Annotated in this window: 8 protein-coding genes; 5 read left to right on the top strand and 3 right to left on the bottom strand. The window is 39.5% G+C overall.

Annotation, left to right across the window (positions count from 1 at the left end):
- Positions 1 to 558: 558 nt before the first annotated feature.
- The 5 genes from J5A56_RS10555 (at position 559) to J5A56_RS10535 (ending at position 8,421) form a co-directional block, all read left to right on the top strand.
- Positions 559 to 3,267: an endonuclease MutS2 gene (locus J5A56_RS10555; RefSeq protein WP_021671347.1), complete on the top strand. Its 2,709-nt coding sequence runs from the start codon at positions 559 to 561 to the stop codon at positions 3,265 to 3,267.
- A 109-nt stretch (positions 3,268 to 3,376) separates the two neighbouring features.
- Entirely contained in the window at positions 3,377 to 5,470 is a 2,094-nt protein-coding gene (locus J5A56_RS10550) for an OmpA family protein (protein ID WP_021671346.1), read from the top strand.
- Between the two features lie 5 nt (positions 5,471 to 5,475).
- Positions 5,476 to 6,879, top strand: a complete 1,404-nt coding sequence (locus tag J5A56_RS10545) for a methyltransferase RsmF C-terminal domain-like protein (protein WP_021671345.1) — start codon at positions 5,476 to 5,478, stop codon at positions 6,877 to 6,879.
- A 69-nt stretch (positions 6,880 to 6,948) separates the two neighbouring features.
- Positions 6,949 to 7,743 (top strand): thymidylate synthase, encoded by a 795-nt coding sequence (locus tag J5A56_RS10540; RefSeq protein WP_021671344.1) that lies wholly within the window; start codon positions 6,949 to 6,951, stop codon positions 7,741 to 7,743.
- A gap of 192 nt (positions 7,744 to 7,935) precedes the next feature.
- Entirely contained in the window at positions 7,936 to 8,421 is a 486-nt protein-coding gene (locus J5A56_RS10535; RefSeq protein ID WP_021671343.1) for a dihydrofolate reductase, read from the top strand.
- Positions 8,422 to 8,869: 448 nt separating this feature from the next.
- Here J5A56_RS10535 and J5A56_RS10530 read toward each other — a convergent pair whose 3' ends face one another.
- The 3 genes from J5A56_RS10530 to J5A56_RS10520 all read right to left on the bottom strand — a co-directional run bounded on the left by J5A56_RS10530 (position 8,870) and on the right by J5A56_RS10520 (position 17,687).
- The gene (locus J5A56_RS10530) at positions 8,870 to 11,293 is read right to left on the bottom strand and encodes a BamA/TamA family outer membrane protein (RefSeq protein ID WP_021671342.1); all 2,424 of its coding nucleotides are present in this window, start codon (positions 11,291 to 11,293) and stop codon (positions 8,870 to 8,872) included.
- Positions 11,280 to 16,424: a translocation/assembly module TamB domain-containing protein gene (locus J5A56_RS10525; protein ID WP_021671341.1), complete on the bottom strand. Its 5,145-nt coding sequence runs from the start codon at positions 16,422 to 16,424 to the stop codon at positions 11,280 to 11,282. Before J5A56_RS10525 ends, J5A56_RS10530 begins: the two co-directional genes overlap by 14 nt.
- Before the next feature lie 669 nt (positions 16,425 to 17,093).
- Positions 17,094 to 17,687 carry an IMPACT family protein gene (locus J5A56_RS10520; protein ID WP_021673059.1) on the bottom strand — a complete coding sequence of 198 codons (594 nt, stop codon included), beginning with the start codon at positions 17,685 to 17,687 and terminating at the stop codon, positions 17,094 to 17,096.
- Between the last annotated feature and the right edge of the window lie 20 nt (positions 17,688 to 17,707).

The raw sequence follows: 17,707 nt of genomic DNA, 5'->3' as shown, positions 1-17,707 counted from the left end.
GACGTTAAAAGAGTTGATTTGTAAAAATAAATACACCACTTAATTTTTTATTGATGCTTAATTGGCTTTGAATTAACGCCCAATTGACTTGCAAAAGGTGCCCTTTTGAGCTCTTACTAACGCCCTTTTGAAGTCCAATTAAGCACCTTTTCTTAAACTGATTTGTATCTTATTGATAATCTGTTGATTACAAACGTGGATATTATAGCTAAAAAACGACAGTTTTAACGATAATATCTTGATGTTTTTGTAAAGTTATTTCGCAATCCAATCCCTGTGATTTATATTTTTTTGTCTAATAAGGACAACGAATATTCAGTTTAGTTTTCTATTATTTTTTGATAGTTTCTTCCTTTGGAGGGAGTAGATCAAGTTTTGATTTAATATCGTCTTTAAAGGTTCTGCTCATATACTATCCATATTACAGAAACATTTCGTAAATTTGCAGTTCAATAGGCGATTTCATATATTAGCACATATAGATTGTAGGTTCTGCAGCTTTTTAGCGAGAACTATATTGTTTAATTGCCTGCAATAGTACAATTGAGAGATAAACAAATGATATATCCCAAGAACTTTGAACAAAAAATTGGTTTCACGGAGGTGCGTTCACTTCTGCGAGCACGCTGTCTGTCTACTTTAGGTAAGGAACGGATAGATGAGATGAACTTTTCTACTGATGCCACTCAAGTGAATATTTGGATGGAAGAGATTAGAGAGTTTCGCAGAATACAAGAAGGGCAGGACGAGTTCCCATTAGATAATTTCTTTGATGTACGCGAAAGTGTAGCACGAATCCGATTGGAAGGAACACACATGGAGGTGGAAGAACTCTTTGATTTGAAGCGTTCATTAGAAACTATCATTGCTATTGTGAGCTTCCTAAGTCGTGGAGAAGAAACTGAACAAGGAGAAGTACGCCATTACTACCCTGCTCTATACAACCTTGCGGATGGTGTTGCAACCTTTCCATTGCTTGTTCAGCGCATCTCACAGATTATTGATAAATTCGGTAAGATGCGTGATAACGCCTCTCCTGAACTGCTTCAGATACGCCGTGAACTTGCCCGAATAGAGGGAAGTATCTCGCGCACACTGTATGGTATCTTACGTGCGGCACAGGGAGAAGGACTTGTTGAGAAAGATGTCACGCCTACCCTGCGTGACGGTCGATTGGTTATACCAGTTGCACCAGGACTGAAACGTAAGATCTCTGGTATTGTACACGATGAAAGTGCAACGGGTAGAACAGTATATATTGAGCCTACTGAGGTTGTTGAAGCTAATAATAAGATTCGTGAACTTGAGAATGAGGAACGAAGAGAGATGATTCGTATTCTCACAGACTTTGCGAAGAAGGTACGTCCAAACGTGCGTGAGATTCTCGACTCGTATAATCTTATGTCAGCAGTAGACTTCATTCGTGCAAAAGCTGAACTTGCTCGACTCTTTAAGGGCTTTGAACCACAGGTGGCAGAGGAACCTCATATTGATTGGATTAGAGCTATTCATCCCCTACTTCAACTATCATTAGAAAGAAAGCATTATAATAAGTTAAACACTTCATTGTCTGCTAATAAAGCCGAAATAGATAAAGTTTCTAATGAATTTGATAATACACAGGAGGACGACACAATATTAGAAGAAGAGGACGATACACGTAATGTTCCTTCAAGTGTTGTTCCCCTTGATATTCAACTCACAAAAGACAAGCATCTGTTGATTATCTCTGGTCCAAATGCTGGTGGTAAATCTGTTTGTCTAAAGACGGTCGGTCTACTTCAGTATATGCTTCAGTGTGGTCTTTCTATCCCTGTTGGCGACCGCTCTAAGACTGGTATTTTTGCTGATATCATGATAGACATCGGTGACGAACAGAGTATTGAGAATGACCTTAGTACCTATTCTTCACACTTGATGAATATGAAGGTGATGATGCGTCGTGCATCAGATCGTACGCTCATCCTTATTGATGAGTTCGGAACAGGTACAGAGCCACAGATAGGTGGAGCCATTGCCGAGTCTGTCTTACGTCAGTTCTGGAAGAAACATGCGTGGGCTGTGATTACAACCCACTATCAGAACCTCAAGCATTTTGCAGAAGAACATCCTGGTACAGTCAATGGAGCGATGCTCTATGACCGTCATGAAATGCGTCCACTCTTCCAGTTGGCAATCGGTAGACCGGGTAGTTCGTTTGCTATTGAGATTGCTCGAAAGACAGGAATACCAGAAGAAGTAATCCGTGATGCATCAGAGATTGTTGGTTCTGATTATATTCAGAGTGACAAATACTTACAGGATATTGTTCGAGATAAGCGTTATTGGGAGAACAAACGTCAGACAATCCACAGTCATGAGAAGGAGTTGGAGAAACGTATTAGTCAATATGAAAAAGATATTGCTGCGTTAGAACAAAGTCGTAAGGAGATTCTCAACCGTGCCAAGGCACAAGCTGAAGAGATTATTAAAGAGAGTAATCGTCGGATAGAAAACGCTATCCGAGAAATCAGAGAGAAGCAAGCTGAAAAGGAGGAGACCAAACGTATTCGTCAGGAATTGGCTGCTTATGAAGCTGGATTGTTAGATGGAAGTAAGACTGACAAGGGTGAAACATCTAATAAAAAGAAACTTAAAAGCAGCGGATTGTTGTCTGATGACGATTTCCAGAAGAAGGTTGACAAGATTAAGAGTCGCAAGGAACGCCACGAACAACATCTGAAAGAGAAAGCTGGTAGGCAACAAGCTGCAGCTGAAGCTTTGAAAAACGCTGTGCGAAAACAGCAGAGCGGCGGAGCTGTTATGGCAGGTGATTCTGTACGTATTAAGGGTCTGACAAGTGTTGGAAAGGTTGAATCAATTGAAGGAAAGCAGGCAACTATTATCTTTGGTGGAATGAGAACAAAGATGGCTGTTAGTCGTTTGGAGCATGTTGATGCGGCAACTATTCAGTCAGAACAGAAGCAATTCCAAGCTTATAATTATAGTCGTGAGACACGTGAGACCATTGATAAACATCGTAACCAGTTCCGTCAGGAGTTGGATGTACGTGGTTTGAGAGCGGATGAAGCCTTAAATCAGGTGCAATACTTTATAGATGATGCTATCCTTGTTGGGGCAAGTCAGGTGCGCATTCTTCATGGCAAAGGCAACGGAATACTTCGTCAGCTTATCCGACAGTATCTTGGCAGTGTTCCTAACGTTACAAATTATCGCGATGAACACGTACAGTTTGGTGGCGCAGGTATCACGGTTGTAGAACTTTGAGGCGGTTAACAGGTAAACAAGTTGAGGAGTTTACGAGTTATTCTTTTTATTAGAAGACAGATAAAGAATATAGGCAATAAATTGATAGAGTAAGCGTTAGAATATTAATATGAACTACCTAAGGCTTTTACATATACTTTGTAGGCAGCAACAGTATCTTCTGTTAGCAGTTGGTGTCACGTTGATGCTGACATCATGCGGTATAGATAGAAATATCAAGAAAGGCGAAAAACACCTTTCCTTGGGCGAGTATTATGACGCTGCGACCCAATTTAAGACCGCTTATCAACGCACATCACCAAAGGATAGACGTCAACGTGGTGAGCTGTCTTTGAAGATGGCTGAGTGCTATGAGCGTATTTCGTCGTCTCAACGAGCGATTGCTGCCTATAGAAATGTCATCCGATATAAATTGGATAATGGTGAGACGCATAAGCATTTGGCTGATAATCTGATGAAGGAAGGTAGCTATGCGGAGGCTGTTAAGGAGTATCGCATTGCACTTGATTCAATGCCTAACAATCAACTTATCGCCCAAGAATTGCAGGCAGCATCAATAGCTACAGGTGTAAAAGAACGTAGTTCAAAGTATATTGTGAAACGCATGGATGTGTTTAACTCACGTCGACAGGATTATTCGCCAATGCTTTTCGGCGATAAATACGAACAGCTTTATTTCACTTCTACACGAAACGAAGCCAAAGGCGATGAGGTGAGCGGTATCACTGGTGCAAAAGTTGGCGACATCTTCCTTAGTGAAAAGGATGATAAAGGCAAATGGAGTACACCGAAGGCGATAGAGTCAGCTTTGAATACAGAGGCCGATGAGGGCACACCTGCATTCTCAGTAGATGGTAGGGAGATGTATATCACGCAGTGCTTGACCGACCCCAGTAATCCTCGTTATGCTCAGATTGCTGTTAGTAATCGCGCTGATGCAGCTTGGGGAAAGGCAACGAAATTAGAAATAAGCCGTGACACCCTATCAAGTTTTGCCCACCCTGCAATCTCACCAGATGGTAACTGGCTTTATTTCACCAGCGATATGCCTGGAGGTAAAGGTGGTCTTGACATCTGGCGTGTACGTCTGACAGGCGGTACAACAGGAGGTGTTGAGAACCTTGGAGAACCCATCAACACTCCTGGAGACGAAGAGTTCCCTACGTTCCGACCTAATGGTGACCTTTATTTCTCAAGTAACGGACATGGTGGATTGGGGGGACTTGATATCTTTATAGCTAAGGTTGGAAATGATCGTCGCTATCACTTGGAACATCCAGGATATCCTCTTAACTCGCAAGGTGATGACTTTGGGATGACTTTCGAGGGTATTCATAACCGTGGTTTCTTCTCTTCAAATCGTGGAGACGGTCGTGGTTGGGACCATATATACAGTTTTGAACTTCCTGAAATCATTCAGACAGTGAAGGGATGGGTCTATGAAATGGATGGCTATGAGTTGCCTGCAGCACAGGTATTCATGGTGGGTGATGATGGGACCAATAAGAAATTGGCTGTCAAAGGGGATGGTTCTTTTGAACAAGAGGTACAGCCTGGCGTTAATTATATCTTCCTTGCGACCTGCAATGGTTATCTAAACCATAAAGAAGAAGTTAAGGTTGATGCTACCGAAGAGTCTAAAGTACATACACTTCAGTTTGCTTTAGCAGGAATAAACGTACCTGTCTTGATAGACAATATCTTTTATGACTTTGACAAAGCAACGCTTCGTCCAGAATCAGAGAAGGCTTTGGACAATCTCGTTCAGCTCCTTAAAGAAAATCCTAACGTAACCATAGAACTATCCGCACACACCGATTACCTCGGTTCTGCCGATTATAACAAACGACTTTCACAACGCCGTGCGGATGCAGTAGTGGCATATCTTACCGCACATGGTATCGTTAAAGAGCGTCTTACCCCTGTAGGTTATGGTAAAGAGCGTCCAAAGAAAATCCGTAAAAAACTAACTGAGAAATATCCTTGGCTAAAAGAAAATGACGTACTCACTGAAGATTTCATCAAGAAACTTGATAAGGAAAAGCAAGAGGTAGCCAATCAGTTGAACCGCCGAACAGAGTTTACAGTCCTTCGGACCACATATGGTATGTTTGATGAGAAGGGAAAGCTAAAGCAACAGCCAAAACCAAAGAAGAAGGAAAACTTTGACGATGATGGAATGATAATCATTGACATTCCCTAAGCGATATGATGAAAGATAATAGCCAACCATATCAAGTAACACAATCTCCTTGTTCATCAACTCAAGATGGGCAAGGAATAAAGACGGTAGAAAAAGTGGAGAAAAGACTTCCTCTTGCCTTTACTGACTATACACGTAACCTTTTCGGAGATGACCTTTATCAAACTTTCTTAAAAGGATTGGATGAGAATCCACCTGTGAGCATTCGTCTGAACCCTTTTAAGTTGTCAGAGGATACCAATAAAATTAATCCAGCGTTAACCCCACAGTCAATTCTTTGGTGTAAGGAAGGTTTCTGGTTGAAAACAAGACCTAACTTTACGTTCGACCCCCTACTCCATGCTGGAGTCTATTATGTGCAAGAAGCATCATCTATGTTTCTTTCTTATGTACTGCATTATTGGATAAAACAGCCTGTTGTGGCACTTGACCTTTGTGCTGCTCCAGGTGGGAAAACGACTTGTGCACGTACATCTTTACCTGCAGGTTCCTTACTTTTCTCTAACGAACCAATAGGAAAACGAGCACAGATATTGGCAGAGAATGTTCAAAAGTTTGGTCATGAGGATGTTGTTGTTACAAATAACTATCCTCGTGATTATAAGAAAACAAAGCTTCGTTTTGATGTTATCATAGCTGATGTGCCTTGTTCTGGAGAAGGAATGTTCCGTAAAGACCCACAGTCAATTGAGGAATGGAGCCCACAGAATGTAGAGAATTGTTGGCAACTACAGCGTAGTATTATCGCAGATATATGGGACAACTTAAAGCCTGGAGGTATTCTCATTTATTCTACTTGTACCTTTAATGCACATGAAGATGAAGAAAATATTGCGTGGATTCTCAACGAATATGATGCTGAACTCCTCTCTGTGCCTACAGAAGAAACATGGAATATAACAGGGTCACTCATTGACAATCCACTTAAAGACGGTCGAGATTTCCCAGTCTACCGCTTCATCCCTGGTAAGACACGTGGTGAAGGAATCTTTATGGCTATTATTCGTAAGCGTGGAGAGCATGAGGCGCTTAATAGTAAGACAACTATTGATATTGATAAAGCAATCACTGAAGCTCGTAAACGTCTTCGTATCCTCTCGCATGGAGTAAAAGAAGGAATACAAAAGGGGAAGAATGTCATCCCTGATCATACATTAGCACTCTCCTTTTCAGCAGAAAAATCGGCTTATCCTAATATAGAGGTTGATTATCAAACAGCTATCGCTTATCTTCGTCATGAGGCTATTGTACTATCTTCTGATGCCCCACGTGGTATCGTTCTGCTTACTTATAAAGGCTATCCGATAGGCTTTGCAAAGAACCTCGGAAACCGTGCGAACAACCTTTATCCGCAAGAATGGCGAATAAAGAGTACACATATACCAGAGGAACCTATGGTACTTCTATAATGTAAATCTCAATAATAAAAATTTGAAAACAATATATCCCTACAATATCTTAGAAATAAACGAACAATTATGCAACAATATTTAAACCTTCTCAACCGCATTCTCACAGAAGGAATACAGAAAGGTGATAGAACAGGAACGGGAACTTTATCCATTTTTGGGCATCAGATGCGCTTTGACTTGCGCGAAGGTTTTCCATTACTGACAACCAAAAAGCTTCATTTGAAGAGTATTATTTATGAATTACTATGGTTCTTACGTGGTGATACAAACGTGAGATACCTACAAGAGCATGGTGTAAGAATATGGAATGAATGGGCTGACGAGAATGGTGAACTTGGTCCAGTCTATGGTCATCAGTGGCGTTCATGGCCTGATTATAAAGGAGGTACAATCGATCAGATTAAGAATGTGGTGGACATGATTAAGCATAATCCAAACTCACGTCGTATGTTGGTCACAGCATGGAACCCTGCTGAGGTGGATGATATGGCTCTCCCACCCTGCCACTGTCTCTTCCAATTCTATGTTGCAGATGGTAGACTATCGCTCCAACTCTATCAGCGTTCGGCAGATAGTTTCCTCGGTGTCCCTTTTAACATTGCATCATATGCTCTCCTTTTGCAAATGATTGCACAGGTAACAGGTCTTGAGGCTGGTGAGTTTATCCATACAACAGGTGATACACATCTTTATCTTAACCATCTTGAGCAGGCTAAACTCCAGCTTACTCGTGAGCCACATCCACTGCCAAAGATGAAGATTAATCCTGATGTAAAGGATATATTTGACTTCAAATACGAAGACTTTGAACTGACTGATTACAATCCGTTACCACATATTCCTGGTGTGGTTGCGGTGTAGAAGCCTCCCCCAACCCCTCCGAAAGGAGGGGAGTGCAAATAGAAAGTAGTTGGAGTATGAAAATTAATCATTCTCTCAACTTCTAAAATAGTAAATTTAATTAGTCAAGAACTTTATATCCTTCACCCAATTGATTGCTAAATTAGCACTCCCCTCCTTTGGAGGGGTTGGGGGAGGTCCTAAAACACCATTATGGAAATAAACATCATTGCAGCAGTAGCAAAAAATCGCGCCATTGGTTATAAGAATGATATGGTCTATTATATTAGTGAAGACCTAAAACGTTTTAAGCAACTTACAACGGGACACACCGTAATCATGGGACGTAAAACATTTTATTCACTACCTAAAGGTGCCCTACCTAACCGCAGGAACATCGTACTTAGTAGGACAAAAACAGACTTCCCTGGCTGTGATGTTTATCCTTCACTTGAAGAAGCACTCAAACATTTAGGCATTGAGGAAAAAGCTTTCATCATTGGCGGAGCGAGTCTTTACAAAGAGGCACTTGTCATAGCAGATCACCTTTACCTTACAGAGATACACGCTACTCCCCCACAGGCCGATGTCTTCTTCCCTGAATATAACGATGGAACTTGGGTTGTAGAATCATGCGAAGAACTCCCTGCTACTGGTGATAACCCAGCATACAGCTTTGTAAACTATGTGAGGAAGTAAGTCTTATTACCCCCTCACCTATTATCCATAGAAAGGAAATATAATCATTCTGCCCCTCTCTATGTATTATATAAAACAATGTGAGAAATATTATTTCTCATCTTTTTGCTCTATAACTGGCTAAAAAGAAAAGCTACACTTGAACAATAAAAGTTTACTCGTATCTGATTAACCTTTCATCGTTCATATCTTACAACACAATGTTATAAAAGCAATTATCTCTTTTACGATATTCAACCATTCTGTTTATACTTATCACATGTGGTGCAGTGGGTAAACACCATATGTGTTAAGGCTTAGCACCAATGGTGCTAAGCCTTGGCACTAAAAAAAGAAATACATGCGAAAAATCTATTTCTTGCCATAAAAGAGTTTCGTTCACCATGACTAATAACTATTCAGCCCCATTAATAGAATTAACTGGGCTGAATAGTTGATAAAAAAGAGCTTAGAATGGTAAACCAATTGCTAAATGAAAGGCTTGTGCATCCTTGAATTTAGAGATATTATAGAATGCTGTCTTACCAGTTTCATAAGGTACATGCAAACCAACACCCCAGTCTAAACGAATCATGAAATAACCAAGGTCATAACGAAGTCCAACACCTGTACCAAGTGCCATCTCCTTTAAAAGATTCTTAAATCTAAAATACCCTCCTGGTCGTCCTGCATCATAATGCATTGTCCAAACATTACCAGCATCGAAGAAAACTGCTCCATAGAGTGAGCCCATAAGGTGAGGACGATATTCAAGATTAAGTTGTAGTTTTATATCACCAGTTTGCTCTACATATGAACGACGTTGTTGTGTAGAGCGATAACGTCCAGGTCCAATCTGACGAGCATTGAAAGCACGAATACTATTTGCTCCACCCACGTAAAATTGTTCTGTATAAGGAGCAAACCTACTATTTCCGTATGCCCAAAGTGCACCTAAATTAGCATGTGCAGCTATACCACTTTTATCACCCAAACCCCACACCTTTGTAAAATTAGCATCTACCTTAACAAACTGTGCGTATGGATTCTTAAAAAGTTGCTTTTCTTTTTCACTCCATGATCTCCCGAAGACAGCATAACCTGTCGAAAGAATGTTTGATGCCTCGCTGACAGTGACCCACATATTGACAGGACTCTTATAATAAGCTGGACTCATGAAGTTATATTGAAAAACCATTTTTGGAATGAATTGGTTTGCCAATGAAGCTTCAAGATAAGGTACACTATCAATGAGTTGTTGATAACGATCAGTTACCTTGTGCATATATTCGTAAGTTAATGTCAATGGCGAAAAGGAATAGCTATTGCGTTCGTTTGGTTGCCATTGATAAATCAACTCACCTGACACAACATGTCGTTTAAAATACTTCGCACGATTCAGTACATCAAAAGAAGCTTTGAGCGTTGTAGAAGGTATTGTGTAATATGTGTGAGGCGGTTTCGGCTTATAGACAAGTCCCTTTTCAGCCGCCGCAGCAATCTTCCTTTCTTCATGTTCCCATCGTTTTCGTGGTGGTGTTACAAATGGATTAACAAGACGAGGGAACTGCAGGCTCGCTTCAGCCCCATATTCGTAATTGTTAATTCCAAGATGATCATTACCATTATCATCAATACTTGATGCCCATTCGTAAGAGCCATGCACACGTAAGTTAAACTTTTCGCCACCACGCAAGGCATTGCGTTTTGTTAGACCAATAATTGCCTCTGGACCATATCTACCACTTGTCTTTCCTTTTCCATAGGCTTCAATATAAAAGTCATAAGGCTTATCAAACAAACAATTGGCAGTCATATCCAAAACATTACATGTATCCGTCGTATCAGAAGGAGAGAATGTAAAATTCGTTGCAGAGAAAACGCCACTATTATTCAGCTGTTGCTGGGTCTTTTCAAATAGTTCATTATTATAAACCGTACCAGGCCATATCTTTAAACTATTAGCGATTGCACGAAGTCGGAGTGGCATGTGTGAACCATTGTAATTTACAATAATATCACGAAAACGCTTTTGTTGATGAAGAGAGTCCATAACCTGACGTTGTAAATTAAAGGTCATAGTCCCAACATTCCATTTTCTTAGTGCTTTTGTATTCACAGAGTCAGCCAACTGAAGACGAACGGAAGCAGAGCCATATACTTTCGTTGTGTCAGCGAGATAACTCGCATCATTATTCTGATAATAATAGTAACCATTATTACGGAAAAGCTCTGTAATTCTCTTGCGCTCCTGTTCAAGTGTTGCTACATCAAAGGCATCTCCCTTGTGAATGATTGCGTCTTTAAGATTCTTTCCTATCAGACTATCAGCAGTAGGTGGGAAATTGGTGTATTGTATGCTATCAAGTAACCATAGACGACCCATGTTAACAGCATACTTTAGACGCATCTTCTTTGGATTTTTCTGTGCAAGTTTCTCATAGTTTATCTTTCCATTGAAGTAACCACGTTTGCGTAGAAGATTCTCTCCGACTGTCACACGTAGATCTGGAGTCGTTGAGCTCATTAAAACTGGCGCAGAACCAAATGCACGCACCAACCAACGACTAAGTCTTGTTGTGTCTTGCGAAAAAGCATTCCATATCCATAAGCCTACGGGGAAAGGAGAGCGCACACTTGGACTACCAAACCAAGCTGCATTAGGCTTGGTAGCAAGAACCAAATCTAACTCTTCTTTTACATCATTAAAATGCTTATTTGGTTGATAGTTATCATACCTCGTTTCATCCATTCCCGTGTACAAATACTCTCCATCAGGAATTGCAGAAGTTGTACTACATGCAACAAAAACAAAAAAGATACCCATAAAACATAATAGTTTCATGATTCTTTTTCTACTCATTGAAGGTATATATTTCTTATTTCTTCTCATTAACGAAATTAATTAAAGTGTCACGTTTGGGCTTCTCAGGCTGTGGCATTACAACAGGTGAATCATTCTTAAAACGGAATATATCTTTAAAATGACGTAACTTACGCCTCCACATAAAACCAGCTCCAAACTCACTCAAATTACCCTCAAGCCAATCGTATGCTTCACGTTCATAATAAAGTTTCAAATACTTTGTTTCTTTCTGATTCAAACGATATTCAAGTGAGAAATTGTCAAAGTAAGCACCATTATCTTCAGAGAATTGTGAACCTGTTGACACACGTCCTCCCATAATGATTCGTAATCGATTATTCCACAAACGTTTTGAGAACTTGAAGGTATAATCGGTATGTAAGTTTCCATTCACATCGGCTGCACTTTCCATATTAGCAGTCAAGTCAAGTCCCATAGAGTTGAGTGCCTTACCCGTGATAGAGTTGACCTGTGTCTGTAAAAAGCCTGCTAATGCTCCACTCATAGCAGTATTTGCACTCGCAGAATTCTCACCATCAAAATACATACCTGATGCTAACATCGTAACAGCAAGTTTCGAGCGTTCCTCAACACCCTTTGTGTTTAAAACATTCTGCATCTCTTGATCCTCTGGTGCAGTGATAATAAATTGAACTCCAGGCTTAGGAAACTGTTTGGTAAGGCTTACTCCACATTCAAAATCAACTATCCTGCCTTCACCCGAACCACTTGATACACTTGTCCTGACATTTTCCGTTGCAGTAATATTAAGTGTTGGCTTCATTGGATTACCTGTAAATTCAATATAACTACCATCCTTTATATTAAAGGTGCGAAGTGGAATAACAGGTAGAGAATATTTCATTTTACCATCATTTAACGTATATCTGCCACGTACCTGTACACTATTCGTTGGGTCATAGTTAAGAAGCAGATTTCCTCCTCCTAAGAAGTCAATATAATTCGATTGGTCAGCATTCAATGCGCAGAACACATGCGCTTGCTCATCTATATCGACATTGAGAGCCATTGTGAAACCCGTAATATCAGGACGTTTGACAACGACATTCGTAGTAGAGTCATTGAAGTTGGTAAACTGAACAAGGTCTTTTAAATCATTATCTGTTGCCAGTGTACCATCTCTCACAACGTATGTAACATCAGTATTACCTAAAACATCAAGCTTTCCTGTCAATTGTAAATTACTTAACTCTCCATTAATACGTCCCATAAAGTCAACAAAAGCCTTTCCATAAACTTCTGAACGTGAATTCTTCTTTGAATTGATGATCTGGAAATTCTCTGCTCTCATTTGCGCATCAAGCTTCATATGTGCGAAATTAGAGAAATCTAAGTATCCTGAAATATCAAGTGGAGAACCATTACTTGCGAAAAGTTCAAAGTTTTCAAATTGGATATGACTATTGCGTATTTGTACAGGATCATCTGCAAATCGCATCTTTATACCGTATGGTACACTAACCAAGTAAGATGAATCAAGATAAACCTCACCATTTATATCAAGGTTCTTTAATGACCCTTTCATCGTGAGTGTTCCTTCTCCAAATCCATCAAGTCCAACAATCTGATCAGGAACAAAGCCGTTGACGTAATTTAATGGGAAATGATTCATTTCTAAGGTAGCATCGAGTTCTCCAGCACCCTCGTTATTATAGGTTCCTGAGAGTATACCAACCTCTTTACCATCCTGTGTTATGATACCATCAACATAGTGTGAACCATCATCTTTAGGCATATAAACAAACTGTGTACCAACATCGCCCATAAAACTATTCTCATAAATGAGCTTCTTAATAGTCATATCACTTGAAATGGTGAGCTCTTTCTTTGTCTGTACAAGGTGATAGTCACCATCCAACATTCCTGACAATTTTGGTGCAAATGGTAATACAGCAAGTAAGTTGCCCAACTCAAAGTGGTTCATTGATAGTGTCACATTCTGCAGTGATGTCGTATCTGAATCTTCTGTTGATACGAGCATACCAGTTCCATCAGCAGCTTCAAGACGAAGGTCGGCGGACAAACGCCGATCCCTTCCTATATAGATGTAGTTGGAGTCGTTAACAGCAAAGGACTTATATCCTAAGATTGATTGTGGGGATGTAATAGAAAGTTGTATACCTCTACCCTTCATTGCAGCCTGTACTGCCAAATCAAAGCCTTTCTTTCCATTATTATCAAGGATTGTTGCATGTGTTTGCAAACCATGTTCATAGAGGATACCCTGTAGATAACCATGGTAAGGATAAGAATTATTAGGATTGTTTACAACTGATAGCTTATAGTTCACTTGTCCATCAACACTGGTTAGATCGGCTCTGATGCTGTCAATATGAATATCATTATATACCAACGAATCAACGCTAATATATCCATCAAGTCCTTTTTGAGGTGATGACGTTAAGTTAATATCTGCCTGACTAAAGGCATAGCCATCTTGTGCTAATAAATTAGAAAGCAAGTTATTACGTCCACTGCGTAACGTAAAGTGTCCTAAAGGTAACTGACGTATTATTGCTGGCTGGTCAATACGACGATCTGTAAGTTGTTTGCGTATTGTTTTATATATCCTCATTCCATTTTCAGTCAATTGGTTCACACTACTATTAAATGCAGTACTAAGATGAAAGTCTCCACCATCCAAGGTCGCATATACGGCATCGCGTCTGCTCATAAGATCTATTTTCACATCGCCTGGTGTATAAATCCGATTTTGATCTGTGATACGAAGATTCCCAACCAAACCACGAACATTCAAATCATCTTTGCCAGACATAGCGAATGAGGTGTTTGCTGTAAAACTACTTGACATTGCCTTGTCTACGATTCCTAACTGATAGAGGTCTACACGTGGAAAGACACCATTTATTGAGCCTCCAATCTGATCACCTCGCATTGTTGCATCAAGATTAAAATTTCCTTCAACTAATGGTACACGCTTTCCCTTACGTAGTTCACTCAGCAATAGATGTCCAACATTTCCGCTGACAGCATAGTACTTCTTCATATCAGAACGAAGAGTAATATCTGCTTTAGCAGAGGTTATATAATGCTTATCTATAAATCCGAATGCCTGCAAATCGGCTTCAGATAAATTTCCTTTTAAATGTGTTTCAAGACTATTAGAGTGTACATCAGCACGTATGTCAAAGTTACCAGCAGCAAGGAGATAGCTTTTCTTTCTTCCCTCTTGCAGAAGACGAAAAGAGCGAAGTGGACCACTCACATAATGATTATTCTTCATATCCGAGCGTATATCAACATCAGCCCATGTAGAGACAACATACCTCTCTGTCATAACTCCCATTGCATGCAAGTCAACACGATGTAACCAACCACGAATGTGACCATCAACAAGATTGCTGTTCACTCTACCTTGATAAGTGAAGTTACCACCTAACATTCGATTCGTACTATTGACATGAGCAGATAATTGTTCTCCATGTTTTGAAATATCGCCATTCAATCCGTCAAGTACATATTTACCATATTTGAAACTTCGAATACGTAAGCTTAGATTTGTAGATGATTTTGGATTCAAGAAATCCGTTCCTCGTCCTTGAGTTCTTATACTTCCAGAAAAAGCTGACAATCCCATGGTTGGTAAAAAACGCTGCACAGGAAAAGCAGTAGCATCAGCTGTAAGACGATATAGTTCTGTAGAAGAATTATAAGCTCCATTCATACGGATGCATCCACCACCTTGTGTCAGTTGTATATTACCCATATAAAGTTTTTTTCTGACATGGACATCACCATTTATGTTTACTCCACGTGGGAGAGCAATTGTCTTGCGTACATTGTGTGGCAATAACTTGGAAATAAAACTTAAATTGTTTGCTGTCCCTTTCAGCTTTAAATCGCTACGAAGATGACCAGCACCTGACATCATATCAGCAATCCAGCCTGTTCCTGTAAGATTAAAATAACCTGGCATAGCCAATCGAAGCTGATTAAACGATGCTGAACGAAGATTGCCTTCCATTTTACCTTTTACAATAATACGTTGATTAGGAAGTGCTTGATAAATATTTTTAGGTACTGAGGTTAAGAACGGACGTAAGTCATCAAGGTGCAGGAAACCATCTAATTGTGTAGCTATCTGTCCTGGATCCTTATCTGCAAAAGCATTCATATCCATCTTAAAACGTCCTGACAGTTCTGTACCAGGTAGACGGAAATATAAATCAGGTAGATTGATACTTGTAGAATCCATAGAGAAATGTCCATGGAAATCCTTTACTATCAGTCCACTCCGTTCTTTCATATTGGCAGTCCGAATATTCATATGGATTTTAGGAGCAGCATATTGGAAAGAATCTATTCCAAGATTGACATCTTGCATGGCTATATGCGCAGCATCAAATACGACACTTGCATGTTTTACATAGTTTTTGTCATAACTTAAGTTGCCTCCTTGCCAGTCTACGTTTGCCACTTTGTATATATTGTCGTGTAGTAGAAGCTCAGTTCCTTTTGCCATAGCTTTCTTGAAATTAGCACGAACGCTCATAGTATCTCCAGGCATATGAAGACGGAAATCGGTTTTAGCAAGATTGAGTTTATCAATATTGATACGCCAAAGTAATTTCGGTTTATTTGGGTCTACGGGTACGGTATCACCTAATGCAATGTCAACCCATCCACCTTCAATATCGGCTTTGTTTACACGAATAGAATCACCAACCAAATTAACAGCATGACTCACAATATGTAGACGTTGCACATCTCCACGAATACGAAGGTCACCGATAAAATTAACAGTGTTTGCCTTCAGCTTTGTAAATGTTAGTTCGTTTACTTCTACTCTTCTTTTGAATAGCGGTAACAAGTCAACCTTTGCTACTAAATGCTGTACATCTGCCACCGTATCTTTCTGATTAGGAATAGAGTCATTGGAGCGAAGCATTTTTAGTCCGTCTAACTGGAGGTCTAAAGGAAAAGAGAGATTAACTCGATTGAGGCTTATCTCCATCCCAGTTTTTTCTGAAACATAAGCAGTAACATGCTTTACAGCCCAATTTTGAATGGGTGGACAATATAGCAAAGCAACAAGGATAAGAAACAAAATGACTGGTGTTGCAACGATAGCAATCAACCATTTCAAGCTCCTTTTTATATTGAATATGTTAGTCATTAACAGCTAATTCGAAAGTATATCCTTAATTCATAGGATTTATACATTATTAAATCAAGAGAATTAACTGCAAAGTAACACAAAAAAAATGGAATAGAAAACTTTAAAAAGGTAAAAAAGCCAAAAGGGAAAGGATAAATTTGGCTCTATAACGAATCGTGTGGGTTGTTTGACCCGATTAGAATAATATCTGTTGTAATCATAGAAAGAAGTTATTTGTTCAGTTTAGTTTTAGCGTTTTACTCTTTAGCCAACAAAATAAGATGTTTTAAGGTCTTAATTCATACAAAGTATGTGAATGTTTACCATCATTTGCTGTTGTGCTGATACTCTGCACATGTGGTGCAGGTACTTAGCACATATGGTGCGGAGGGTTAACACCACATGTGCGGAGGGTTAAACTCACTATGATATATGGATGACAGGGGATAAATTGTGAGCAAAATGTTGTAATACTAAGAATAAACAGGAGGTGTATAGAAGCTTGTTTAGCTCAAACTCCTTTATACTTTGTAGATTAATTCGTCTTCATCTGTTTAGCCATAAAGCCATTAAACATAGGAACGCTGGCAAGGAAAAACTATTTACCCACACGATTCGTTATAGAACCATAAATTTATCTATCAGTGGTTTTATTAAACTTATGAATGTATAAAGCCTAATAAAAGATTAATCAAAGGATAAATTCTTTAATCGGATACGAAGTTCTTCAGCCTTCTCCTTCCTGATGGAAAGAATGACTTCGCAAGTATTGTCAAAAACTTGATTAACGATGCGAGGATTCATTTCTTTTATGATTCGCATAACATCGTTCATCATGGGATAAGTAAATGTATATTTTATTTCTTCTTCTATGAACTTTTCTTCTATCTCACTGTTTGCTAAAGCATCTGCTGCTGCTTCACGATAAGCAACAATCAAGCCACCAGTACCGAGGTTTATTCCTCCATAATAACGAATAACACAAATCAGCGTATTGGTTAATCCATAACTGTCAATTTGTCCAAGGATAGGCTTACCTGCTGTTGAAGATGGCTCTCCATCATCATTTGCACGAAATTCTGTCCCTACAAAGCCTACTCTATACGCATAACAACAATGGCGAGCATCATAATATTTCTTACGATACTCTTTTACTATCTCCAAAGCCTCTTCTACAGATTCAACATGATGCGCAAAAGCGAGGAACTTACTCCGTTTTTCAGAGTAATATCCCTCGCTAATCGCTTTCTCTTTTATAGTCTTATATTTATCGCTATCCATTCAAAAATATTAATCTTGTT

It is taken from the genome of Prevotella melaninogenica, from assembly GCF_018128065.1.
Taxonomy (GTDB): domain Bacteria; phylum Bacteroidota; class Bacteroidia; order Bacteroidales; family Bacteroidaceae; genus Prevotella.
This window is presented reverse-complemented; position numbering and strand designations above follow the sequence as displayed.